At 73.3% G+C, this 22,617-nt stretch carries 20 protein-coding genes and 1 pseudogene; 11 read left to right on the top strand and 10 right to left on the bottom strand.

Annotation, left to right across the window (positions count from 1 at the left end; all coding sequences use genetic code 11):
* The 3 genes from ACN6LD_RS38115 to cobT all read right to left on the bottom strand — a co-directional run.
* Positions 1 to 800, bottom strand: an 800-nt coding sequence (locus tag ACN6LD_RS38115) for a hypothetical protein (protein ID WP_445045548.1), incomplete at its 3' end; no start/stop codon positions are given.
* Positions 797 to 2,524, bottom strand: coding sequence for a phosphatidylglycerol lysyltransferase domain-containing protein (locus tag ACN6LD_RS38110; protein WP_445045547.1), 1,728 nt, complete (start codon positions 2,522 to 2,524; stop codon positions 797 to 799). The genes ACN6LD_RS38110 and ACN6LD_RS38115, both read right to left, overlap by 4 nt.
* Before the next feature lie 60 nt (positions 2,525 to 2,584).
* The gene (gene cobT, locus ACN6LD_RS38105) at positions 2,585 to 3,733 is read right to left on the bottom strand and encodes a nicotinate-nucleotide--dimethylbenzimidazole phosphoribosyltransferase (protein ID WP_445045546.1); all 1,149 of its coding nucleotides are present in this window, start codon (positions 3,731 to 3,733) and stop codon (positions 2,585 to 2,587) included.
* 148 nt (positions 3,734 to 3,881) lie between these two features.
* On the opposite strand from cobT, the gene ACN6LD_RS38100 reads away from it, so the two are divergent.
* Positions 3,882 to 4,784, top strand: a complete 903-nt coding sequence (locus ACN6LD_RS38100; RefSeq protein WP_445045545.1) for a class I SAM-dependent methyltransferase — start codon at positions 3,882 to 3,884, stop codon at positions 4,782 to 4,784.
* Between the two features lie 200 nt (positions 4,785 to 4,984).
* On the opposite strand, the gene ACN6LD_RS38095 is transcribed toward ACN6LD_RS38100, so the two are convergent.
* On the bottom strand, positions 4,985 to 6,193 hold the full coding sequence (locus ACN6LD_RS38095) for a bifunctional adenosylcobinamide kinase/adenosylcobinamide-phosphate guanylyltransferase (protein ID WP_445045544.1): 1,209 nt from the start codon (positions 6,191 to 6,193) through the stop codon (positions 4,985 to 4,987).
* 173 nt (positions 6,194 to 6,366) lie between these two features.
* Here ACN6LD_RS38095 and ACN6LD_RS38090 point away from each other — a divergent pair, with 173 nt between their 5' ends.
* The gene (locus ACN6LD_RS38090) at positions 6,367 to 6,579 is read left to right on the top strand and encodes a hypothetical protein (RefSeq protein WP_057583381.1); all 213 of its coding nucleotides are present in this window, start codon (positions 6,367 to 6,369) and stop codon (positions 6,577 to 6,579) included.
* A 114-nt stretch (positions 6,580 to 6,693) separates the two neighbouring features.
* Here ACN6LD_RS38090 and ACN6LD_RS38085 read toward each other — a convergent pair whose 3' ends face one another.
* Positions 6,694 to 7,395 carry a class I SAM-dependent methyltransferase gene (locus ACN6LD_RS38085; protein ID WP_319191427.1) on the bottom strand — a complete coding sequence of 234 codons (702 nt, stop codon included), beginning with the start codon at positions 7,393 to 7,395 and terminating at the stop codon, positions 6,694 to 6,696.
* A gap of 83 nt (positions 7,396 to 7,478) precedes the next feature.
* Entirely contained in the window at positions 7,479 to 8,072 is a 594-nt protein-coding gene (locus ACN6LD_RS38080; protein ID WP_319191429.1) for a DUF3043 domain-containing protein, read from the bottom strand.
* Positions 8,073 to 8,370: 298 nt separating this feature from the next.
* On the opposite strand from ACN6LD_RS38080, the gene ACN6LD_RS38075 reads away from it, so the two are divergent.
* From ACN6LD_RS38075 to ACN6LD_RS38055, 5 genes are all read left to right on the top strand, one after another.
* Positions 8,371 to 9,168, top strand: a complete 798-nt coding sequence (locus ACN6LD_RS38075; RefSeq protein WP_266727278.1) for a PspA/IM30 family protein — start codon at positions 8,371 to 8,373, stop codon at positions 9,166 to 9,168.
* Between the two features lie 34 nt (positions 9,169 to 9,202).
* Positions 9,203 to 9,481 carry a PspA-associated protein PspAA gene (pspAA, locus tag ACN6LD_RS38070; RefSeq protein WP_319191431.1) on the top strand — a complete coding sequence of 93 codons (279 nt, stop codon included), beginning with the start codon at positions 9,203 to 9,205 and terminating at the stop codon, positions 9,479 to 9,481.
* 148 nt (positions 9,482 to 9,629) lie between these two features.
* Positions 9,630 to 11,024 carry a sensor histidine kinase gene (locus ACN6LD_RS38065; protein ID WP_445045543.1) on the top strand — a complete coding sequence of 465 codons (1,395 nt, stop codon included), beginning with the start codon at positions 9,630 to 9,632 and terminating at the stop codon, positions 11,022 to 11,024.
* A complete protein-coding gene (locus ACN6LD_RS38060) occupies positions 11,021 to 11,701 on the top strand; it encodes a response regulator transcription factor (protein WP_319195955.1) in 681 nt (226 codons plus the stop codon). The genes ACN6LD_RS38065 and ACN6LD_RS38060 overlap by 4 nt, the downstream gene beginning before the upstream one ends.
* A gap of 113 nt (positions 11,702 to 11,814) precedes the next feature.
* Positions 11,815 to 14,031: a serine/threonine-protein kinase gene (locus tag ACN6LD_RS38055; protein ID WP_445045542.1), complete on the top strand. Its 2,217-nt coding sequence runs from the start codon at positions 11,815 to 11,817 to the stop codon at positions 14,029 to 14,031.
* A 72-nt stretch (positions 14,032 to 14,103) separates the two neighbouring features.
* Here ACN6LD_RS38055 and nadA read toward each other — a convergent pair whose 3' ends face one another.
* Complete coding sequence (gene nadA / locus ACN6LD_RS38050; protein ID WP_319195952.1) at positions 14,104 to 15,288, bottom strand: quinolinate synthase NadA; 1,185 nt, start codon at positions 15,286 to 15,288, stop codon at positions 14,104 to 14,106.
* Positions 15,289 to 15,613: 325 nt separating this feature from the next.
* Between nadA and ACN6LD_RS38045 the strand changes: the two genes are divergently transcribed.
* Entirely contained in the window at positions 15,614 to 15,970 is a 357-nt protein-coding gene (locus ACN6LD_RS38045) for a HesB/IscA family protein (RefSeq protein ID WP_018848827.1), read from the top strand.
* A 155-nt stretch (positions 15,971 to 16,125) separates the two neighbouring features.
* Here the strand turns inward: ACN6LD_RS38045 and ACN6LD_RS38040 are convergent, their stop codons facing one another.
* Positions 16,126 to 18,156, bottom strand: coding sequence for a hypothetical protein (locus ACN6LD_RS38040; protein WP_445045541.1), 2,031 nt, complete (start codon positions 18,154 to 18,156; stop codon positions 16,126 to 16,128).
* 164 nt (positions 18,157 to 18,320) lie between these two features.
* Positions 18,321 to 18,530, bottom strand: coding sequence for a hypothetical protein (locus ACN6LD_RS38035; protein WP_319195950.1), 210 nt, complete (start codon positions 18,528 to 18,530; stop codon positions 18,321 to 18,323).
* Positions 18,531 to 18,660: 130 nt separating this feature from the next.
* Here ACN6LD_RS38035 and ACN6LD_RS38030 point away from each other — a divergent pair, with 130 nt between their 5' ends.
* Positions 18,661 to 19,635: a carbohydrate kinase family protein gene (locus ACN6LD_RS38030; RefSeq protein ID WP_319195948.1), complete on the top strand. Its 975-nt coding sequence runs from the start codon at positions 18,661 to 18,663 to the stop codon at positions 19,633 to 19,635.
* 17 nt (positions 19,636 to 19,652) lie between these two features.
* Here the strand turns inward: ACN6LD_RS38030 and ACN6LD_RS38025 are convergent, their stop codons facing one another.
* On the bottom strand, positions 19,653 to 21,125 hold the full coding sequence (locus tag ACN6LD_RS38025; RefSeq protein ID WP_445045540.1) for a cysteine desulfurase/sulfurtransferase TusA family protein: 1,473 nt from the start codon (positions 21,123 to 21,125) through the stop codon (positions 19,653 to 19,655).
* Between the two features lie 336 nt (positions 21,126 to 21,461).
* Here ACN6LD_RS38025 and ctaC point away from each other — a divergent pair, with 336 nt between their 5' ends.
* Both ctaC and ACN6LD_RS38015 read left to right on the top strand, forming a co-directional pair.
* Positions 21,462 to 22,421 (top strand): aa3-type cytochrome oxidase subunit II, encoded by a 960-nt coding sequence (ctaC, locus tag ACN6LD_RS38020; RefSeq protein ID WP_319195944.1) that lies wholly within the window; start codon positions 21,462 to 21,464, stop codon positions 22,419 to 22,421.
* Positions 22,418 to 22,617, top strand: a pseudogene (locus tag ACN6LD_RS38015) (cytochrome ubiquinol oxidase subunit I); the annotation flags it as partial. The gene ctaC and the pseudogene ACN6LD_RS38015, both read left to right, overlap by 4 nt.

The following is a 22,617-nucleotide window of genomic DNA, read 5'->3' as shown; positions in this document are numbered from 1 at the left end:
CGCCGGTCCGGCCCCCCGCGCCCGCCGTCCGGTGGCTGCGGGCCCGCCGGCGGCTGCCGGGGGGCGGGGTCCGGTTCCGGGTCCGCGCCCGTGCCGGCCGCGCGGGTCCCCCGGCGCCGGCGCCGGCCGCCCGGGCGCCGCGCCGCCCCGTCCGTCCGGTCCCGCCGGCGCAGACACGCGTACAGGATGGCCGTGGCCGCGATCGCCGCAAGGTGCTCCCTGCCGGCCAGGTTGTTCTTCAGCAGCACCTCCACCGCCATCGCGACGATCACCGCGGCCGCCGTCGTGTACGCGCGAAAGCGCCAGCCCAGGAACACCGCGAGGCCCACCACCGCCGCCGACGGACCGGTGTCCACCACCAGCGCGTCGGACGCGGGCAGGCCGAACGGGCTGCCGGGGCCGAGGGCCAGCCCCACGCGGGCGTACAGGGTGCCGGCGAGCGTGGCGGTGTAGGCGACGAGGAGGGTGCGCGGCCTGCCGAGGCAGAGCTCCGCGACCCCGAACACCAGCAGGATCTGCGCGAGTGCGCCCCAGACCGGCAGGTCGAGGGCGGGCACGAACAGCGACAGCGGGGTGCGCGACAGGGCGAGCCACAGCGGGTCCTCGGCCCGCACAGCGCCGACGTCCTGCACGGGCCGGTAGCCCCAGGACTGGTTCTGCACGATCTGCGTCAGGGACGTCAGCCCCACCGCCGTCAGCGTCATCGGGACCGCCCGCCACCGCCGCCGCGCCGGCGGACCGCACACGGCCAGGAACAGCGGCCCCCACTCGGCGCGGGCCCAGCGGGCGAGCCGCTTCACCGCAGGCTCTCCAGGCGTCCCCGGCGCGGACGCCCCGGCAGTCCCGGCAGCCCGGGCGCCTCCAGGAAGCCCTCGGCGCGGGCCGACGCCACGGCGATGCGCGGCAGGTCCGCGCTCTTCTCGAAGAGCAGGAAACGCGGCTCCCACACGGGCCGGTACTTGGCGTTGGCGCGGTAGAGGGACTCGATCTGCCACCAGCGGGAGAAGAAGCACAGCAGCGACCGCCACAGCCGCAGCACCGGCCCCGCGCCCAGGCGGGCGCCCCGTTCGAAGACCGAGCGGAACACCGCGAAGTTCAGCGAGACCTGGACGATCCCCGTCTCCCGGGCGCGCCGCAGCAGTTCGATGACCATGAACTCGGTCAGCCCGTTGTCGCCGTGGCGGTCGCGCCGCATCAGGTCGAGCGACAGCCCGTGCGGTCCCCACGGCACGAACGAGAGCAGGGCGCGCAGTTCACCGTCGGCGTCGGTGCACTCCAGCATCACGCAACGCCCGTCCCGCGGGTCCCCGAGACGTCCGAGCGCCATGCTGAACCCGCGCTCGGCGGCCCCGTCGCGCCAGTCGTCGGCCCGCCGCACCAGGTACGCCATCTCGTCGGCCGGGATGTCCTCGTGGCGTCGTACGCGCACGGTGTAACCGGCCCGGCGGACCCGGTTGCACGCCTGCCGGACCGTCCGCATGGCGCGTCCTTCGAGGGTGAACTCGGCGACCTCGACGACGGCCTCGTCCCCGAGCTCCAGCGCGTCCAGCCCGTGCCGGGCGTACACCGTCCCGGCCTCCTCGCTCGCGCCCGTCACCGCGGGGATCCATCCGTGCGCCCGCGCCTCGGCGAGCCACGGCTCGATCGCCCCCGGCCAGGCCTCCGGGTCGCCGAGCGGATCCCCCGAGGCCAGCGACACCCCGCCGACGACGCGGTAGGCGACGGCCGCCTTCCCGGTCGGCGACCAGCACACGCTCTTCTCCCGGCGCAGCGCGAAGTAGCCGAGCGAGTCCCGCTCGCCGTGCCGGTCGAGCAGTTCCCGCAGCCGCTTCTCGTCGTCCTCGGTGAGCGGGTCGACGGCCCGCCGGGAGCGGAAGGCGGCGTACAGGACGGCCAGCAGGAGCGCCGTGCTCAGCACGTTGACGGCGACGTCGACCCAGGTGGGCGGCGCGATCCCGGGGACGCGGTGGTCGTCCGCCGTGACGGAGACCAGCCGCAGCGCGCCGTAGCGCCAGCGTTCGAGGAACGTGGAGGGCGTGGACGCCCGGTCGGTGACCGTCACCAGCAGCGCGGCCAGCAGAGAGGCGCCCAGCAGCCCGCCCGCGCCGACGGCCGCGGCGAGCCGCGGGTTGGACCGGTCGCCCTTGGCGTAGAACGCGCTCCGCCCGGCCAGCAGTGCGAAGACGAACGCGGCGGTCAGCGCGAGCGAGACCCAGTTCTGGGGATGGCGCCGGATCTCCGGGAACGCCATGGCCAGGGTGAACAGCCCGAGGAAAGCCCCGCTCAAGGCCAGGTTCAGGATCCACGCGGCCCGCTTGCGCCGCCCCATGGTGACGGCGAGGAAAGCGGTGAAGAGCCCGGACGCGAATCCGGCCGTCAGCAGGTACGGGGTGAAGAAGTCGGCCTGGTTGTGCCGTCGTACGTCCTGCCCCAGGGTGACCCACACCGCGCTGAGGAAGTTGACGGACGCGACGGCGCGCAGGTACCAGACGGCGAAGGCGGCGGCGCCCCGGGTGTTGCCCATGAGCGGTGATCATATGGGTGCACTTGTGGAAAACAGCTCCTTTGGTGCCGCCTGTCCCCTTTAGTGGTCTTCGGGACCGCCCTGCGTCTCCTCCCGAGTCCCTTCCCGAGACTCCTTCTGCGTGTCCGCCCCCGCGTCGTCCTTCGTCTCCTCCGGCGAGACCCCGGGCTTCTCCGGAAGCTCGGCGGCCAGCGCCGCGGCGGCTCGCACCAGCGGCAGGGCGAGCAGCGCGCCGGCGCCCTCGCCGACCTTCACGCCCTGGTCGAGCAGCGGTTCCAGGGCCATCCGGTCGAGCGCCTTGGCCTGTCCCGGTTCGCCGCTGGAGTGCCCGGCCAGCCACCAGTCCGGCGCCCGGAACGCGACACGCTGCCCGACGAGCGCACAGGCGGCCGCCACGACGCCGTCGAGGACGACCGGCAACTTCCGTACCGCGCACTGGAGCAGAAAGCCCGTCATGGCGGCGAGGTCGGCCCCGCCCACCGTCGCCAGCAACTGCAACTGGTCGCCGAGCACCGGCCGCGCCCGCCGGAGCGCGTCTCGGACGGCGGCGCACTTGCGCATCCACGCCAGGTCGTCGATCGCCTCCCCGCCGCGCCCGGTCACCACGGACGCGTCGGTTCCGCACAGCGCCGCCACCAGCACGCCCGCGGCCGTCGTCCCGCCGACGCTGACGTCGCCCAGCACGACCAGGTCCGTTCCCGAGTCGGCCTCCTCGTCGGCGACGGCCACGCCCGCCGCGAAGGCCGCCGCGGCCTCCTCCGCCGTCAACGCGTCCTCGACGTCGATACGGCCGCTGCCGCGCCGCACCCGGTGCCGTACGACGTCCTCCGGGAAGATGCCCGGATCGCAGTCCAGCGCCATGTCCACGACCCGCACGGGGACGTCGAGGCGGCGGGCGAGCACGGAGACCGGCCGGCCGCCCTCCAGGACCGCCCGCACCAACTCCGCGGCGCCGCCCGCCGGTCGGACGGAGACACCGAGCTCGGCCACCCCGTGGTCGCCCGCGAACAGCACCACCCGCGGCCGCAGGATCGGCCGCACGGGCGACGAGCCCTGCGCAGCCGCCAGCCACTCACCGAGGTCGTCCAGACGCCCCAGCGACCCGGGCGGCACGATCTGACGTTCCCGGCGGGCCTCCGCGTCGCGGCGCACGCCGCCGTCGGGACGCTCGATCAGATCGGTGAAGTCGTCGAGATTAAGCGAGCTCATTCGCCGAACAGTACCGGCACCGGTCGAACGGTTCCGCGCCCCGTCGCCACCACGCCCGCCCGACGTCATTGCACCCACGGTCGCTATCCCATACGTTCCGTTTTGCCGCACATTGTCCCTCGTCCGCCTCGCCCTCCCGGAGCCGCTCATGCCCCCCAGGCCCGTCCACGAGCCGCGTCGCGACGACTGCCCCTGGTGCGGCTCGGAGAGCCTGCGCACCCGGCTGCGCGCACCGGACCTGCGCCACCCCAGGCCGGGCACGTTCGTGGTCGACGAGTGCCGGGACTGCCGGCACGCCTTCCAGAACCCGCGCCTGACCGCCGAGGGGCTGGAGCTCTACGCCGCGCGGGAGGACCACCGCCGGACCACCCGCGCACGCCTGCGGGCGACGGCCCGCACCATGCTGCCCTTCCCCGAGCCGGAGAGCTGGCTGGACGTCGGAACGGGGGACGCGGCCTTCCCGGAGGCGGCGAGGGAACTGTTCGCCTACACGGCCTTCGACGGAGTGGACCCGGCGCCCACGGTGCGGTGGGCGCACGCGGCCGGACGGCTCGACGAGGCCCACATGGGACGGCTGACGAACCCCGAGACGCTGTCCCGGCTGCGCGGCCGCTACGACGTCGTCAGCATGCTCCACCACCTGGAGCACACCCGGGACCCACGGCAGGAGCTCGCCGCGGCGCTGACGGCCCTGCGCCCCGGCGGCCATCTGCTCCTCGAACTCCCGGACCCGGCCAGCGCCTCCGCCGCGGTCCTCGGCAAGTGGTGGCCCGACCACGACCAGCCCCGCCACCTCCACCTGATCCCGCAGGCCAACCTGCGGGCCGAACTCGAGGCCCGGGGCTGCGAGATCGTCGTGGCGGACCGCAGCGGACCGCACGCGCCGGGGGACCTGGCGGCCGCCGCCTCGCTCTGCCTGCGCCGCACCCGGCTGCGCGCCGCGGCCGGCCCGCTGGTCACCCTGGCCGCCGCCCTCGACCACCTCCTGGCCCCGGCCCTGCGCCGCACCCGCTTCTCGAACGCCTACCGGATCGTCGCCCGCAGACCCTGACCGGGCCGCCGGCGAACCGCACCGCCACGGCCCGCCGGCACGGGCGTCGGCCGAAGGCGCCAAAGCCCGAACGGCGAACCGCGCGGGCCCGGACGGCGGTTCGGCGGAGGCTGCCGGCGCCGGCCCGCCGCTCGGCGGGCGGCGGGCGGCGGGCGGCGGGTGCGGCCCGGGTTCTGAACGGGCGGGCCGGGGGCGGCGGTTCAGCCGCGGAGCACCAGCGCCTGGCCCGCCACCACCAGCACGACCTGCTCGCACTCCGCCGCGACCGCCGCGTTCAGCCGCCCCAGTTCGTCGCGGTACCGCCGTCCCGACGGCGTCGCCGGCACGATGCCCGAGCCGACCTCGTTGGACACCAGGACGACGGTCCGCCGGGCCGAGCGCACGGCGTCCGCCAGCTCCCGCACCCGCGCCCGCAGCGTCTTCTCGCCGCCGTCCGCCCACACCGCGTCGTCCCACGCCCCGGCCGCGTCCATCACGTCCGTCAGCCACAGCGACAGACAGTCGATCAGCAGCGGCGCCCCGGCCTGCGCCAGCAACGGGACGAGGTCGCAGGTCTCCGTCGTCCGCCAGGAACCCGGCCGCCGCTCCCGGTGCGCGGACACCCGGGACGCCCACTCGGTGTCGCCGCCGCGGGTCCCGCCGGTGGCCACGTACAACACGTCCGGGAAGGACTCCAGCCGCCGTTCGGCCTCCACCGACTTTCCCGACCGCGCCCCGCCCAGCACCAGCGTCCGCCGCGGCACGTCGGGCACGTCCTCGTACACCCCCACCGTCAGCGTCGTCCCGTCCGGCACCGCCCGCGCTCCCGCCGCCGCGAGCCGCCGGCCGAGCTCCGCGCCCGGCGGCACGTCGTGGTCCAGGTGGACGGCGACCACGTCCGTCGTCGGCCCCACCGCCCCGACCGCCCGCAGCTTCGCCAGCGCGTCCGGCCGGCCCACCACGTCCAGGAGGACCATGTCGTAGCGCCCGGCGTGCTCCGACCCCGCCTCCAGGCCCGCCGGCGCGCCCCGGGGCGGCAGGTACAGCAGCCGCTGCCCGTCGGGCCCGGTCACCGCGTACCCGGTGCCCGGCGCGTCCATCGCCACCGCCCGCACCCGATGCCCCGTCAGCGGCGCCAACTCCTGGCCGTCCGGCACCCGGCCGGGCTGCGGCAGACCGGCCGGCACCTCCACCGGCGGACCGTCGTGCGGATGCGTCAGCAGCACCTGGCCGACCCCGGCCAGCGAGTGCCCCGCCCGCGCGGCGGCGAAGGCCGCGCCCGGCGTGAGGTCGAGCAGCAGGGCGCCGTCCACGAGCAGCGCGGTCGCGGCCCGCGCGTGCGCGCCGAGCGAGGTCGCGCACACGGCGCAGGAGCAGTCGGGGCGGGGCAGTCCCGCGGGGGCGCCGGTACCGAGCAGAGTGACTTCCACGGAGCTGATTTTCGCGCGTCGGGCCTGGTCCCGCGCATCCGGCCCGCGCCGGACCGGAACGTACGAGATCCCGCGTCTTCGGCACGGGCCGCCGGACAGGCCCTAGGCTCAGAGCGGAAGCCGGACCTGGATCCGGCTTCTGCTCTGCACGTGGTCACAGCTGGGAGGCGTACATGGCGGCATGGACGTGGCGGTTCGAGAAGGCCGACGGGACGGAGGTCCAACCCGCGGTGCAGCCCGACGAGTTCACCACGCAGGGGGACGCCGAGTCCTGGATCGGGGAGGTCTGGAAGGACCTCCTCGAGGGCGGTGCGGACCAGGTGCGGCTCTACGAGGAGTCCACCGAGATCTACGGCCCGATGAGCCTGCACGCGAACGAGGCGTAGCCCTGCGGCGGGGCGGCCGGACCACGGCCGTCCCGCCCCCGTTCACCCCCGTCGCGCGGCGGGCAGCGGTTCACCCGAACGAGCGGAACACGTCCGCTCGGCCGCGCACCCGGCTCAGCCGCGCACCCCGCACAGATGCAGCAGCGCCGCGACCTGCCGGTAGGGATCGGTCCGCCCGGCCCGCTCCTCGGCGGAGAGCAGCCGCTCGAGGTCGCCGGGGATCTCCGCGTCGTCCGCGGCCGTGTCCGTGAAGACCCGCACGCCGTACCAGGCCTGCAGCGGAGCCCCGATCCCGGCGAGCGTGTCGGTCAGCGTCGCCAGCCGGTCGGCCCGGACGTCCAGGCCCAGCCGGTTGCGGTAGGAGACGGTGTCGAAGGAGCCCAGCGCGCCCGCCCAGTCCCCGGCCAGCCCGGACCGCATGGCCAGCGCGTCCGCGTTGCGCACCAGCAGCGACAGCAGCCCGCCGGGAGCCAGCATCCGCGCCAGCCCCGCCAGCAGGGCGTCCGGCGCCTCCACGTACATCAGCACGCCGTGGCACAGCACCACGTCGAAGCTGCCGGGCAGGAAGTGGACCCCGGTGTCCCGGCCGTCGCCCTCGATGATCCGCATTCGCTCCCGGATGCCCTCGGGCTCGCCCTTGAGGGCCTCACGGGCCGCGGCGACCATGGTCGCGTCCTGTTCCAGCCCGGTCACCTGATGACCGAGCCGGGCCAGCCGCAGCGCCTGCGTGCCCTGCCCCATCCCGACGTCGAGGACCCGCAGCCGCTGCCCCACGGGATAGCGCCCCGCCATCTGCTCGTCGAGCTGCCGGGCCACCAGCTCCTGACGTACGACGTCACGCAGCCCGCCCAGCCTGTTCAGCCAGGCCTCGGCCGCTCCCCCGGAGAAAGCCGCAGTGCTCAGAGCTGCGCTCCACGCTTGACCTGCGGCTTGGGCAGCCTCAGCCGGCGCATCTGCAGCGAGCGCATCAGCGCGTAGGCGACCGCGCCCCGCCGGTTCTGGTCGGGGAAGCGCTCGGCCAGCCGCTTGCGCAGCCGGAAGCCGGTGGCGAGCGAGTCCAGCACGATCAGGACGATCACGATCAGCCACAGGAGCAGCGCGATGGTCTGCAACGAGCCCACCCGCACCATGCTCAGCACGAGGATGACCACGGCCATCGGCAGGAAGAACTCCGCCACGTTGAACCGCGCGTCGATGAAGTCGCGCGCGAACTTGCGGACGGGGCCCTTGTCGCGGACCGGCAGATAGCGCTCGTCGCCGCCGGCCAGCGCCTTGCGCTGCCGGTCCATCTGGGCGCGGCGCTCGTCGCGCTGCCGCTTGGCGGCGTCCTTGCGCGACGTCGAGGTGTTGGCGACGCTGCGGCGCTGGGTCTGGGCCTCACTGCGCTTGGGCGTGGGCCTGCCCTTCTTCGCCTGAGGGTCACGGGGCTGCTTGGAGTCGGTCACCACCGCTTCAGCGGGGGCCTTCTCTTCCTTGGCACGGCTTCGGAACACAAAACCCAAGGGTAAGCGCTCCTGGGCATGGACCCCAGCCCGGAGGGGAACGATCCGGCAACACCAGTCGTCTGTAGAAGGGACAGACCGGGCGAGAACGAGGAAGAGGGGCGAAGGGCGGCGCGTCGCGCCCCTGACGGTCACCTACTCCTCACGCCGGAGCCCGGGCCCTGTCAGTCGTCCTTGGGGAGGAGCGCATCCGCCCCCGAACAGTGCGTCAATGGAGGCAGGGCCCGTACTGTGGGTTCTGTCGCAGACCTGAGAGCCGGAGTCCGTCAGAAGGGGGCGCGCGAAGCCCATGAGCGGTGTCATGAAGCGTATGGGGATGATCTTCCGCGCGAAGGCGAACAAGGCCCTTGACCGGGCCGAGGACCCGCGCGAAACCCTCGACTACTCGTACCAGAAGCAACTGGAGCTCCTGCAGAAGGTCCGCCGCGGCGTCGCCGACGTCGCCACCTCGCGCAAGCGGCTGGAACTCCAGCTGAACCAGCTCCAGTCGCAGTCCTCCAAGCTGGAGGACCAGGGCCGCAAGGCGCTCGCGCTCGGCCGCGAGGACCTCGCCCGCGAGGCGCTCTCCCGCCGCGCCGCCCTCCAGCAGCAGGTCACCGACCTCGAGACGCAGCACGCCACGCTCCAGGGCGAGGAGGAGAAGCTCACTCTCGCGGCCCAGCGACTGCAGGCCAAGGTGGACGCCTTCCGCACGAAGAAGGAGACCATCAAGGCCACCTACACCGCCGCCCAGGCCCAGACCCGCATCGGCGAGGCCTTCTCCGGCATCTCCGAGGAGATGGGCGACGTCGGCCTGGCCATCCAGCGCGCCGAGGACAAGACCGCCCAGCTGCAGGCCCGGGCCGGCGCCCTCGACGAGCTCCTCGCCTCCGGCGCCCTGGACGACCCGACGGGCATCGCGAGGGACGACATCCAGACCGAGCTGGACCGGCTCTCCGGTGGTACGGATGTAGAGCTGGAGCTGCAGCGCATGAAGGCCGAGCTCGCCGGCGGCCCGTCCGCCGGCCAGCAGGCCATCGAGGGCGGCACGGGCCAGTCGCAGTCCCAGCAGCAGCCGCAGGACACCCCGCGCTTCGACAAGCAGTAGCCCGGCGCCGGGGCCCGGAGCCGAGGAGGGCGACGTGATCGTACGGATCATGGGGGAGGGCCAGTGGAAGCTGGCCGACTCCCATTTCGTCGAACTGAACAAGCTGGACGACGACCTCCTCGCGGAGATGGAGAGCGGCGACGAGGACGGTTTCCACCGCACCCTCGGCGCCCTCCTGGACGCCGTACGCCGCCTCGGCGCCCCCCTGCCGGACGAGGCACTGGAACCCTCCGAGCTCATCCTGCCCTCGCCGGACGCGAGCCTGGAGGAGGTCCGGGAGATGCTGAGCGACGACGGCCTGATCCCGGGCTGACGCCCACGTCCCCTCAGCCGGCTCCTCGGCGCCGGTCACGGTCCTTCGGCCCGTCCGGCCCTTGAGGACGAGGCCCGTTCGGGGCCGGCAGCGGGGTCCGGGGGCGCCAGCCCCCAGCTACGGCGAGGAAAGCGACGGCAACCAGAAAGTGACCCTCCTTTCCCGGGCCGAGTGCCGGCTCAAGGCCCACCCCCTCGCCCTCGACGCCGCTCTCGCCGCAGGCGTCCTCCTCTGCATGCTCGCCGGCTCCCTCGTCGACCCGCACGGCGAGCAGAGCGTCACCTGGAGCATCCGCACGCCGGACCCGCTGAGTCTCCTGCTCATGACCCTCGGCGCCGCGGCGCTCGTCCTGCGCCGCCGTGCACCCATGACGGTCCTCGCCCTCACCGGCGCGGCGTCCGTGGCCGAGTCCGTGACCGGCGACCCCCGCGCCCCCGTGGCGATGTCCGCCGTCGTCGCCCTGTTCACCGTCGCCTCCGCCACCGACCGCCCCACCACCCTGCGGGCCGGCCTGCTCACCATGACGGTCCTCACCGGCGCCGCCATGCTCGCCGGACCGCTGCCCTGGTACGCCCAGGACAACCTCGGGATCCTCGCCTGGACCGGCATCGGCGCCACCGCGGGCGACGCTGTCCGCAGCCGCCGGGCCGCCGTCCAGGCCATCCGGGACCGCGCCGAGCGGGCGGAGCTCACCCGGGAGGAGGAGGCCCGCCGCAGGGTCGCCGAGGAGCGACTGCGCATCGCCCGCGACCTGCACGACGTCGTCGCCCACCACATCGCCCTGGTCAACGTCCAGGCCGGAGTCGCCGCGCACGTCATGGACAAGCGACCCGACCAGGCCAAGGAGGCCCTCGCGCACGTCCGCGAGGCCAGCCGCTCCGCGCTCAACGAGCTGCGGGCCACGGTGGGTCTGCTGCGCCAGTCCGGCGACCCGGAGGCCCCCACCGAGCCCGCTCCGGGCCTCGACCGCCTGGACGAGCTCGCCGGCACCTTCCGCAGCGCCGGCCTCCCGGTCGAGGTGGCCCGCGCCGACCAGGAGACGAAGCTTCCGGCCGCCGTCGACCTGGCCGCCTACCGGGTCATCCAGGAAGCCCTCACCAACGTCCAAAAGCATGCCGGACCGGCTGCGAAGGCCGAGGTCAGCGTCGTACGGGTGGGGCCGAACATCGAGGTCACGGTCCTCGACGACGGGCAGCAGGCAGACGACGCCCCGCCGGCGGCGGGCAGCGGGCACGGTCTGCTGGGCATGCGCGAACGCGTCACGGCCCTGCGCGGCACCCTCACCACCGGCCCCCGCTACGGCGGCGGCTACCGCGTCCACGTGATCCTGCCGGTCAAGCCCCGTACCGGCGCCGCCGAGCCGGCGACCCGCGCCACCGGCAGCCGTGCCGACGAGCCCGGCGCCGGGCAGCTCCCGCCCGGCCGGCCCCCCAGCGCACGGTGCCGCCCCCCGCAGCCCCGCACGGAGCCGTCCCGCGGGTCGTCGCCCGCTACGGAGCCGTCCCGTACCGCCGAGCCCCGCACCGCAGAGGATCCCGTATGACCATCCGCGTCCTGCTCGCCGACGACCAGGCGTTGCTGCGCAGCGCCTTCCGTGTGCTCGTCGACTCCGAGCCCGACATGGAGGTGGTCGGTGAGGCGTCCGACGGCGCGGAGGCGGTGCGGCTGGCCAAGGAGGGGCCCGTCGACGTCGTCCTGATGGACATCCGGATGCCCGGTACGGACGGCCTGGCCGCGACCCGGCTGATCAGCGCCGACCCGACGCTCGGACATGTCCGGGTGGTCATCCTGACGACCTTCGAGGTGGACGACTACGTCGTGCAGTCGCTGCGGGCCGGGGCCTCCGGCTTCCTCGGCAAGGGCAGCGAGCCCGAGGAGCTGCTGAACGCGATCCGGATCGCCGCGGGCGGCGACGCGCTGCTCTCGCCGACCGCCACCAAGGGCCTGATCGCCCGCTTCCTCGCGCAGGGCGGCGCGGACGACGACCACGACCCGGCCCGCTCCGCCCGGCTCGGCGCGCTCACCGTGCGCGAGCGCGAGGTCCTCGTGCTGGTCGCCGGCGGTCACTCCAACGACGAGATCGCCGAACGGCTGGAGGTCAGCCCGCTCACCGTCAAGACGCATGTGAACCGGGCCATGGCGAAGCTGGGCGCGCGCGACCGGGCGCAGCTCGTGGTGATCGCCTACGAGTCGGGCCTGGTACGCCCGAGAGCGGAGTGAGGAGGGCGCCCTCGGTCCCGGCGGGTGAAGCCCTTTCCCTCGGGTCTCCGTCCCCCGGAGGCTTTCCCTATGCTGGCACCTCAAATGATCTGCGCGAGAGGGGGACGGGCGCGGTGCCGCTGCACAAGGACGACCCGAAGGCACTCGGCGGATACCGGATCGTCGACCGGCTCGGGGCCGGGGGCATGGGCGTCGTCTACCGCGGCCGGTCCCGCTCGGGGCGCGAGGTCGCCGTCAAGGTGGTCCACGCCCAGTACGCCGAGGACCCGGTGTTCCGCGCCCGCTTCCGGCAGGAGATCGAAGCGGTCCGCAAGGTGAGCGGCGCCTTCACCGCCCCGGTCGTGGACGCCGACCCGGAGGCCGTCCGGCCCTGGATGGCCACGCAGTACGTGTCGGGCCCCGCGCTCTCCGCCCGCATCCGCGACCACGGCCCGCTGCGCGGCGCGGAACTGCGCCGGCTCGCCCTCGGCCTGGTGGAGGCGCTGCGGGAGATCCATCGGGCCGGTGTGGTCCACCGGGACCTCAAGCCCGGCAACGTCCTGATGGCCCACGACGGGCCGCGCGTCATCGACTTCGGGATCTCCCGGGCGGCGGAGAACCAGACGCTCACCGAGACCGGCAAGATGATCGGCACCCCGCCGTTCATGTCGCCCGAGCAGTTCTCGGACGCCCGCTCGGTCGGCCCCGCCTCGGACGTGTTCTCCCTCGGCGCGCTGCTGGTGTTCGCCGCGACCGGACGCGGCCCCTTCGACGCGGACAGCCCGTATCTCACGGCGTGGCGGGTGATGCAGGAGGAACCGAAGGTGGAGGCGGTGGCCGAGCCGCTGCGCACGGTCCTGACCCGCTGTCTGGCCAAGGACGCCGAGAGCCGGCCCGAACTCGAGGAGCTGGCGGAGGAGTTCGCCCGGGTGCTGCCCGGGCCTGCGGCGGGGGACATGGAGACGGTGTCCCTGCGTCTGCCGCCGCCGCCCGCGACGGGCGACGAACCGGGTCGCACCGCCGCGGGGCCCCGCCCGGGCCGCCGCTCCCGGCTGCGCCGGTGGCCGGTCCTGGCCGGGACGGCGGGTGTCCTCGCCCTGGCCGTCACCGGCTACCTGCTGCTCGACGTGGCCCCCTTCAGCAGGACCGAGGAGCCGGGCAGCACGACCGGCGGCCGGTCCGTCGGCTGGGGCCCGCTGCCCAACGGCTGGAAGCCCTGGCAGACCTCGGTGTACGGCGCCGCCGCGACCGGGGTGAGGAAACCGCTGGGCGGCGGAGCACCCGACGGCGCCTCCCTGTCCTGTGTGATGGGCAAGAGCGCCCTGTACTGCGGAGGCGACGGCACCCTCCCGGTCCGGGTCGACGGGGCGACCGGCCGGATCGCCTGGCGCGCCGAGTCCCTTCCGCCGGGCCTGTCGCAGGTGAGATTCAACAGCAGGGTCCTCGGGGTGCACGACGGTGTGCTGCTGGTGTCGGAGTTCGTGATGAACAAGGCGGGCAACGACCAGAGCGCCACCGCACTCGCCCTCGACACCGCCACCGGCAAGCTGCTCTGGTCGCGCCCGCTGCGTGGGACCGGCCACGTCGACCCCGCGGTCGTCGGCGACCTCCTGCTGACCGCGGACGGCTACCGCGTCACCGCCCGCGAACTGCGCGGCGGCGCCGTGCGCTGGACGGCCACCGTGCCCGCCGGGTCCACCTACTCCTGTGAGTTCCAGGAGGCCGACGGCGTCCCCTACGCCGACTGCACCGACGCGGGCACACCGTCGCGCAACGTGTTCTACGCCGTGGACCCCGCCGACGGCTCGACCCGCAAGGTGAGCGTGCCGGACGGTGACGTCGACTACGTCGGCTCCGTCGACGGCGACCTGGTCTTCGTGGCGCAGGTCCCACGGGGACAGCGGACTTTCGACGAGTCGGCGTACGGCGAGGTCCTCCTGATCGACCCGGGCACCGGCGCCGTGCGGAAGGTGAAGCTGCCCGGCAGTCCGCGCGGGCAGGTGGCGCTGGCGGGCGGGGTGCTCTGCTTCGCCAACTCCCGAGGGCAGATGGTCGCCCATGCGCCCGGGACGGGCAAGCGGCTGTGGCAGACCGCGACGACCCTTCAGCAGCCCGGCAGGCCCGCCGCCGACGGACAGGGACGGGCGGTGTTCGCGGCCAGCGCCTCCGGACGGGTCGCCGCCGTCGACGTCGGGACGGGCGAACTGCTGTGGGAGTCCGCCGCGAGGGCCGACCAGGTCGTCGCGTCCGGCTACGCCGCGGCGCGCGTGTTCCTCGACGAGGGCGCCCTGATCGTGCTCAGCCCCGACGGGACCGTCTTCACACTGGACCCCGATCGCCCCGACCAGTGACCGCAGTCGGGGTGATCCGGGTGTTCCGGGCGATCCGGGCGATCCGGCTCGACGGGCGCGCCGGCGGTCCGGCTACGGCAGGGCCAGCATCCGCTCCAGCGCCAGCTTGGCGAACTCCTCGGTCTCCCGGTCGACCTCGATGCGGTTGACCAGCTTGCCCGCGGCCAGCGACTCCAGGGTCCACACCAGGTGGGGGAGGTCGATGCGGTTCATGGTCGAGCAGAAGCAGACCGTCTTGTCCAGGAAGACGATCTCCTTGCCCTCGGGCGCGAAACGGTTCGCCAGACGGCGGACCAGGTTCAGCTCGGTGCCGATGGCCCACTTGGAACCGGCCGGGGCCGCCTCCAGCGCCTTGATGATGTACTCCGTCGAGCCGACGTAGTCCGCCGCGGCCACGACCTCGTGCCGGCACTCGGGGTGCACGAGCACGTTGACGCCGGGTATCCGGGCGCGGACGTCGTCGACCGACTCCAGGCTGAAGCGGCCGTGCACCGAGCAGTGGCCCCGCCACAGGATCATCTTCGCGTCGCGCAGCTGCTCGGCGGTCAGCCCGCCGTTCGGCTTGTGCGGGTTGTACACGACGCAGTCCTCGAGGGACATGCCCATGTCGCGTACGGCGGTGTTGCGGCCGAGGTGCTGGTCGGGCAGGAACAACACCTTCTCGCCCTGCTCGAAGGCCCACTCCAGGGCCCGCTGGGCGTTGGAGGACGTGCAGATCGTGCCGCCGTGCCTGCCCGTGAACGCCTTGATGTCCGCGGACGAGTTCATGTACGAGACGGGCACGACCTGCTCGGCCACGCCGGCCTCGGTCAGCACGTCCCAGCACTCGGCGACCTGCTCGGCGGTGGCCATGTCGGCCATCGAGCAGCCGGCGGCGAGGTCGGGCAGGACGACCTTCTGGTCGTCGGAGGTCAGGATGTCGGCGGACTCGGCCATGAAGTGCACACCGCAGAAGACGATGTACTCGGCCTCCGGGCGGGCGGCCGCGTCCCTGGCCAGCTTGAAGGAGTCGCCCGTGACGTCGGCGAACTGGATGACCTCGTCGCGCTGGTAGTGGTGACCGAGCACGAAGACCTTGTCACCGAGCTTCTCCTTGGCTGCGCGGGCGCGCTCGACCAGGTCCGGGTCCGAGGGCGAGGGCAGGTCGCCGGGGCACTCGACGCCCCGCTCGCTCTTCGGGTCGGCCTCGCGGCCGAGCAGCAACAGGGCGAGCGGAGTCGGCTGTACGTCGAGCTCCGTGGGCTGGGCGGTGGTCACGACACGCACCCTTTCTACTTTTCGTCGAATTGACGTTATCTATCATAACCCGCCCCCCGGCACTTTCACGATGGTCATTGCGTCGATGTGACGTGAATCCCGAAACGCGGGACCCGTCCTCGCACCGGCCTCAGGCCGGCGTGACGACGGCGTGAGGAAGGCGCGGGTCTCGAGGGCGCTGTCCGCTCCACCGCGGGTGTGCGAGCATGAAAGACAAGAAGAGGAAAGAAACGGAAACACGAGTCCTCGGCCCCGGAATGAATCCGCGGTCCCGACGGTTGCACACGTCGGCAAGCAGTCTCCGTACAACCCGGGAGAGATGTAGATGTCCGTATCGGACGAGAAGACCACTGTCAGCGACGGCATCCTCCTGTCCGACGCCGCCGCGGCGAAGGTCAAGGCCCTGCTCGACCAGGAAGGCCGCGACGACCTGGCGCTGCGTGTCGCCGTTCAGCCCGGCGGCTGCTCCGGCCTGCGCTACCAGCTCTTCTTCGACGAGCGTTCGCTCGACGGTGACGTGGTCAAGGACTTCGACGGCGTCAAGGTCGTCACCGACCGCATGAGCGCCCCGTACCTGGGCGGCGCCTCCATCGACTTCGTCGACACCATCGAGAAGCAGGGCTTCACCATCGACAACCCGAATGCGACGGGTTCCTGCGCCTGCGGCGACTCCTTCAGCTAGGCCGTCGCCCGGTTCCGCCGCGAACCGTGCTGAGCGACGCGAAGGCGGCGGCCCCCTCCGAGGGGACCGCCGCCTTCGTGCTGCGCTCTGTCCAGCACATCCCGCCCGGGCCGCTCCCCGGGTCGGTCATGTCGGTCCGGGGCCCGCCCCGGGGGTCACCGGGTCTGCGGAAGCCGGGCCCCCGGCTTCTCCAGCGGTACGCCCGCGCCGTTCGAGCCGACCACCTTCCGGGCGCCCAACGCTGCGTCCAGCTGCACGACCTGGTGGTACTCCTTGGCGATCATGATGCAGACCTTGTCCGGCCAGGGCGTCTGCGTGACCGTGACCTTCACCTCGTCCTTGCTCTCCGTCGCCGTCGCCTTGTAGTCGGCGCACACCCCGCCGGTGAAGCTGACGGTCAGTTCCCTGCCCTCGGCGGAGTAACCGTCCACCTTCACGTCACGGGTCCCCGAAGAGCCGGTCGGCCGCGGCGTGGGGGCCGGCGTCGTGGCGGACTTGAGATACGCGGGCTCGACGGCCGGCTGCGCCACGGTGTAGCCGTCCGCGTCCCCCGCCGCCTTCACGGCGAACAGCCAGGACGGCACGAGGACCTGCCGGCCGCCGGAAGTGTGCGGGGCCAGCCCGAGCACCGCGTCCTCCACGGTCGCCGTCTGCCGCGCGGGAGCGGACGTCGAGGCGCCGCACGGGCTCTCCAGCCGGTCCTTCAGCGGCACCGGGCTGGCACAGCCGCCGATGCCCATCCGATGGCCGGTCCCCGGCGCGGCGTTCAGCGCGTCCAGCGCCTCCTGCGCGCTCACCAGGGGGTACGTGTCGCCCTTCGCGGGCGCTTCCAGCTGCCCGTTCCCGGCCACGACCTCGCCCTGCGCGTTGACGCTGATCCCGGTCGTCCAGCTGTAGGTCGGCAGCCCGCCGACGACCGGGTCGGCGTTCACCATGCGCTGGGCGCCCATGGTCAGGCTCGCGTCCACCTTGGCGTCGTCCTGGCCGAGCGCCTTCAGGACCGGCGCTGCCGCCTTCTTCGCGGCCGCCTCGCTCACCGGCTCGTCGGTGGCCGGGGTCGGGGACTGGGCGCACTTGTCGCTGAGCGAGGTGCAGTTGTCGGCGCCCGGGGCGTACCGGGTGAAGGTCCACATGCCGGGCGCCTGCCGGTTCACCCGCAGCGCCGGCCCGGAGCTGTCGCCGGCGCCGATCCGCCAGGCCTCGCCGTCGGCCACCGGCGTCCCGTCGACCCCCAGCGCCTTCGCCAGCCGGGCCGCCTCGTCCGCGGTGACCTCGCCCTTCGCCCAGTACACGGGCGCGGAGCCGGGACCGTCGGGCAGTGTGCCGGCGGCCTGGTAGGTCACCCCGTAGGGGTTGGGTTCGCCGGGCGCGATGCCGTTCGAGGAACCCTGGGAGGCGCCCTTGCCCGCGGCGTAGTCGTCCAGGGCGAGCGTGGCGGGGGAGTCGCCACCGGAGGGCGACCCCGAACCGGAGCCGCCGCCCGAGCCGCCCACCGCGCCGGCGGTCAGATAGGCGCCGCCGCCGCCCACCAGCAGGACGGCCGCCGCTACGGAGGCGATGAGCAGGGGGGAGCGGCGCCGGGGTCCGGGAACAGGCCCCCCGTCGCCCACCGCGCCGACGACGGGCTCGCCGTGACCGTCGCCGCGGCCGCCGTCCGCCGCCGAAGGTCCGTCCAGGACGGCGCCCTCGTCGCGAACCCCGGCCTCGACCGGGTCGGCGACCTCCCTCGAGGTCTCGGCCATTTCACCGGGTTGGTCCGAGGCGTCCGGCTCACCCGAAGCGGCGGCCTCCTTCAGAGCGCCGGCCTCACCCGAACCGTCGGTCGGGTTCGGGCCGCCGACCTCATTCTTACCGTCGGCCGGGTCCGGTCCGACGGTTTCCTGTGTGGCGCCGGCTTCCGCCGCGACCTCGTCCGAAGCAGCGGGCTCAGCCTCCGCCGGGCCTGCAGCCTCCGCCGGGCCGACCTCAGCGTCCGCCGGTCCTGCCTCAGCGTCCGCCGGGCCGACCTCAGGCTCCGTCCGCCCGGCCTCGTCGGCCTCGTCGGCCTCGGCACGCGCAGGCTGCGCGTCCGTCGGCCCGGCCTCGCGCGGCCGCGCCTGCTCGGCGTCCTGCGCCTTCGCCTCGGCGGAAGACGTCTTCTCCGGCTCGCGCGCGGCGTCGTCGTTCTCGGGTCGCTCGGTGTTCACCGCATCGCTCCTTCGGCTGCCCTGCTGTCGTACCCCGCATCCCCCTCACGAGGGACGCCGATGGGACGCGACGGGGGAGCGCACGGTTCCCTTCCGTGCGCCGTGCCGAAGGAAATATCGGGGGATCACCCCAGGGGGCACCCCGAGTGATCCGAACGGCAGGTCTAGTTGCCGTAGTCCGGCATGGCCTCCAGCAGCCGCGCCGACGTCGCGGGAACGTTCACGCCGTGAATGAGTGACGGCGAGACCGGACGGGAAGTGATCTTCTCCGGGGCGGCCCAGTGCGGAGCCATCCGCGCGCAGTCGCCGCGCAGCGACGCGAGGTCGCCGTCGGGGTCGGCCGGAGCGGGGGTGTGGACCTTGAGGTTCGTCATAGTCGAACGGTAGGCACGCCGTGGCCCGCGAAGAAAGATCTACTATCGGGTAGTTTCCTCTGCTTCAGTGGCGGGAGCCGAGCGGGTAGCGTGAACTGTCAATCCCCCTCCCCTCAGGAGAGTCCTCGCCGTGCGCATCGCAGTCACCGGCTCCATCGCGACAGACCACCTCATGACGTTCCCCGGCCGCTTCGCCGATCAGCTCGTGGCGGACCGTCTCCACACGGTCTCGCTCTCCTTCCTGGTCGACAACCTGGACGTACGCCGGGGCGGGGTGGGCGCGAACGTCGCCTTCGGCATGGGACAGCTCGGCACCCGCCCGATCCTGGTCGGCGCCGCGGGCGCGGACTTCGACGAGTACCGGGCCTGGCTCGACCGGCACGGCGTCGACACGGCCTCCGTCCGCATCTCGGAGACCCTGCACACCGCCCGCTTCGTGTGCACCACCGACGCCGACCACAACCAGATCGGCTCCTTCTACACGGGCGCGATGAGCGAGGCCCGGCTGATCGAGCTGAAGACCGTCGCCGACCGCGTGGGCGGCCTCGACCTGGTCCTGATCGGCGCCGACGACCCGGAGGCCATGCTCCGGCACACCGAGGAGTGCCGGTCCCGGGCGATCCCGTTCGCCGCCGACTTCTCCCAGCAGATCGCCCGTATGAACGGCGACGAGATCCGGATACTGCTGGAAGGCGCCTCGTACCTCTTCTCCAACGAGTACGAGAAGGGCCTCATCGAGTCCAAGACGGGCTGGTCGGACGCCGAGATCCTGGCCAAGGTCGGCCACCGCGTCACCACCCTCGGCGCGCGCGGCGTCCGCATCGAGCGCGCCGGCGAGGACCCGATCGAGGTCGGCTGCCCGGAGGAGGAGGCCAAGGTCGAGCCCACCGGCGTCGGCGACGCCTTCCGCGCCGGCTTCCTCTCCGGCCTCGCCTGGGGCGTCTCCCACGAGCGCGCCGCACAGATCGGCTGCATGCTCGCCACCCTGGTGATCGAGACGGTCGGCACCCAGGAGTACCAGCTGCGCCGCGCCCACTTCATGGAGCGCTTCACCAAGGCCTACGGCGACGAGGCGGGCGCCGAGGTCCGCAAGCACCTGGCCTGACACGGGCCTGGCCCGACTCAGGACAGCCGGCGGACCACGTAGGCAGAGCCTCGGTCCGCCGGCTCCTCACCGGCGTACTCCTGCCCCCGCATCTCGCACCACGCGGGGATGTCGAGCCGGGCCGCCTGGTCGTCGGACAGCACCCGCACCGTGCCGCCCACCGGCACGTCCCCGATGACCTTCGCCAGCTCGATGACCGGGATCGGGCACCGCCGGCCCAGCGCGTCCACCACGAGCACGTCCGCCGCGTCCACGGCGAGCTCGTCCGCCGCGTCCGCCGAGCCCGCGTCCGCCGAGCCCGCGTCCGCCGTCGGCGCGTCCCCGGCGGGCCGGACCTCCGGGGCGCCCGCCGGGCCGGGCAGGGGCGCGCCGAGCTTCTCCCGCACCGCGGCCACGGCCACCGGCAGCACGTCGAGGAACCGCTCCACGTCGGCCGAGGCCGCTCCCGCCGGCAACGAGACCCGCACATTTCCCTCACTCAGCACCCCCATCGCCCGCAGCACATGGCTGGGCGTCAGCGTGCTGCTGGTGCAGGACGATCCGGACGAGACCGAGAAACCCTCCCGGTCCAGCTCGTGCAGCAGCGTCTCCCCGTCCACGTACAGACAGGAGAAGGTGACGATCCCGGGCAGCCGTCGATACGGGTCCCCGACCACCTCGACGTCCGGGACGACGTCCGCCACCCGCGCGCGGATCCGCGCCGTCAGTTCCCGCAACCGGTCCGCCTCGGCCGCCGCCTGGGCCCGCACCGCCCGCAGCGAGGCCGCCGCGGCCACGATCGCCGGAAGGTTCTCGAACCCGGCCGCCCGCCCCGACTCCCGCTCGTCCAGGGGCCCTTGCGGCGCGAACCGCACGCCCTTGCGCACGACGAGCAGTCCGACGCCCGAGGGCCCGCCCCATTTGTGGGCGCTCGCCGCCAGCAGCGACCAGGGGCCCTCCACGGCCGCCCATCCCAGCGACTGGGCGGCGTCCACCAGCAACGGCACCCCCGCCTCCCGGCACAGCTCGGCCACCGCCGCCACCGGCTGTTCGGTCCCGACCTCGTGGTTGGCCGACTGCAGGCATGCGAGCGCGGTGTCGGACCGCAGGGCGTCGGCGTACGACTCGAGGGTGACCGCACCGGTCCGGGTCACCGGCACCCGGGTCACCGCCCCGCCGTCCGCCTCGAACACCTCGGCCGAATGGAGTACCGAGGAGTGTTCGACGGCTGACACGATCAGGTGACGTCCGACCCGCCGGCGACCTGCCAGCGCGCCCGCCGTCCCGGAGTGCACGGCCCGCGTCCCGGAGGACGTGAACACCAGCTCGTCCGGCCGGCACCCGACGGCCTCGGCCGCCGCCTCCCGCGCCGCGTCCAGCAGCATCCGGGCCCGCCGCCCTTCCCGGTACAGCCGGGCGGGATCCGCCCACCCCTCGTCGAGCGAGGCCGACAGGGCCTGTCGGGCGACGGGATGAAGCGGGACGGCGGAAGCAGCGTCGAAGTAGGACACACCCCAACGGTAAAGCGCCGGTGAGGCTGGCACCCCAGGGGTGCGGAACTGTTCTCGATCTACGGGCTCCGCCGCGCCGGCGCGACCGGCCACGGCGGGCCGCAGCCGCCGCACAAGCCGCATTGACGAGCTATTAGGCGCTATCAGGCGCTCGTCCCACCCCTTCGGGGTGACGGGCGGCGCGTATGCCACCCTCCCCGCGACCCCCCGGAGGGCGTCGGCTAGGGTTTGGTCCGCATAAACATCCAAACCCCTGCCCGACGCAGGGCGGCGACCGACCAGCGAGAAGTCAGGCCGCAGCCAACCGCGCGGGCGAGACTCTCGGGAAGGCGCTACGTGAGTCCCAACGGCTCCGACCGCTCGCCGCGGCGCCCGATGCGGCGGAAGCTGCTGCAGGCAATGACCGCGGGCCTGGTCCTGGCGACCGCCACCGGTTGCACATACAAGGACTTCCCCCGCCTTGGTATGCCCACCCCGGTCACAGAAGAGGCTCCGCGGATCCTCTCCCTGTGGCAGGGCTCCTGGGCTGCCGCGCTGGCCACCGGCGTGCTGGTGTGGGGCCTGATCCTGTGGAGTGCTTTCTTCCACCGGCGCAGTCGCACAAAGGTCGAAGTTCCTCCGCAGACCAGGTACAACATGCCGATCGAGGCGCTGTACACGGTCGTCCCCATCATCATCGTCTCGGTGCTGTTCTACTTCACGGCCCGTGACGAGTCGAAGCTGCTGAGCCTCGAGAAGAAGCCCGACGTCACGGTCAACGTGGTGGGCTTCCAGTGGAGCTGGTGCTTCAACTACATCGAGAACGTCGCCGGTTCCGACGGGGACGCGAAGACCGACAAGAACCTGGCCGCGATCCCGGACCGGTACAAGAAGGACTTCCCGTCCGACGCGGGCGGCGTCTACACCTGCGGCACCCCCGGTGAGCGGAACCCGGACACCAACAACCCGGGTCCGACCCTCTGGCTCCCCAAGGGCAAGACGGTCCGCTTCGTCCTCACCTCGCGGGACGTCATCCACTCCTTCTGGGTGGTGCCGTTCCTGATGAAGCAGGACGTCATCCCGGGCCACACCAACTCCTTCCAGGTGACCCCCAACCGCGAGGGCACCTACATGGGCAAGTGTGCCGAGCTGTGCGGCGTCGACCACTCCCGGATGCTCTTCAACGTGAAGGTGGTCTCCCCGGAGGCCTACCAGAAGCACCTGAAGGACATCGCCAAGAACGGGCAGACCGGTTACGTTCCGGCCGGCATCGAGCAAACGAGCCCCGAGAAGAACCGGGAGTCGAACGTCCTGTGAGCATCCTCAACGAACCCCAGGGTGCCTCCGCAGCTGAGGACTCGTACGAGAACGAGCTGCCGGTCAGGCGCCGGCAGCCCGGCAACGTCGTGGTGAAGTGGCTGACGACCACCGACCACAAGACCATCGGTACGTTGTACCTGGTCACGTCGTTCGCGTTCTTCTGCGTCGGCGGCGTCATGGCGCTCCTCATGCG

It is taken from the genome of Streptomyces sp. SAS_272, assembly GCF_052543235.1.
Note: the sequence above shows the minus strand (reverse complement) of the source record. Positions and strands in the feature narration are given on the sequence as shown.

Coding starts and splice junctions, on each gene's coding strand:
- ACN6LD_RS38110 (WP_445045547.1), bottom strand. CDS start 2,524: ATGGGCAACACCCGGGGCGCCGCCGCCTTCGCCGTCTGGTACCTGCGC.
- cobT (WP_445045546.1), bottom strand. CDS start 3,733: ATGAGCTCGCTTAATCTCGACGACTTCACCGATCTGATCGAGCGTCCC.
- ACN6LD_RS38100 (WP_445045545.1), top strand. CDS start 3,882: ATGCCCCCCAGGCCCGTCCACGAGCCGCGTCGCGACGACTGCCCCTGG.
- ACN6LD_RS38090 (WP_057583381.1), top strand. CDS start 6,367: ATGGCGGCATGGACGTGGCGGTTCGAGAAGGCCGACGGGACGGAGGTC.
- ACN6LD_RS38075 (WP_266727278.1), top strand. CDS start 8,371: ATGAGCGGTGTCATGAAGCGTATGGGGATGATCTTCCGCGCGAAGGCG.
- ACN6LD_RS38060 (WP_319195955.1), top strand. CDS start 11,021: ATGACCATCCGCGTCCTGCTCGCCGACGACCAGGCGTTGCTGCGCAGC.
- ACN6LD_RS38045 (WP_018848827.1), top strand. CDS start 15,614: ATGTCCGTATCGGACGAGAAGACCACTGTCAGCGACGGCATCCTCCTG.
- ACN6LD_RS38035 (WP_319195950.1), bottom strand. CDS start 18,530: ATGACGAACCTCAAGGTCCACACCCCCGCTCCGGCCGACCCCGACGGC.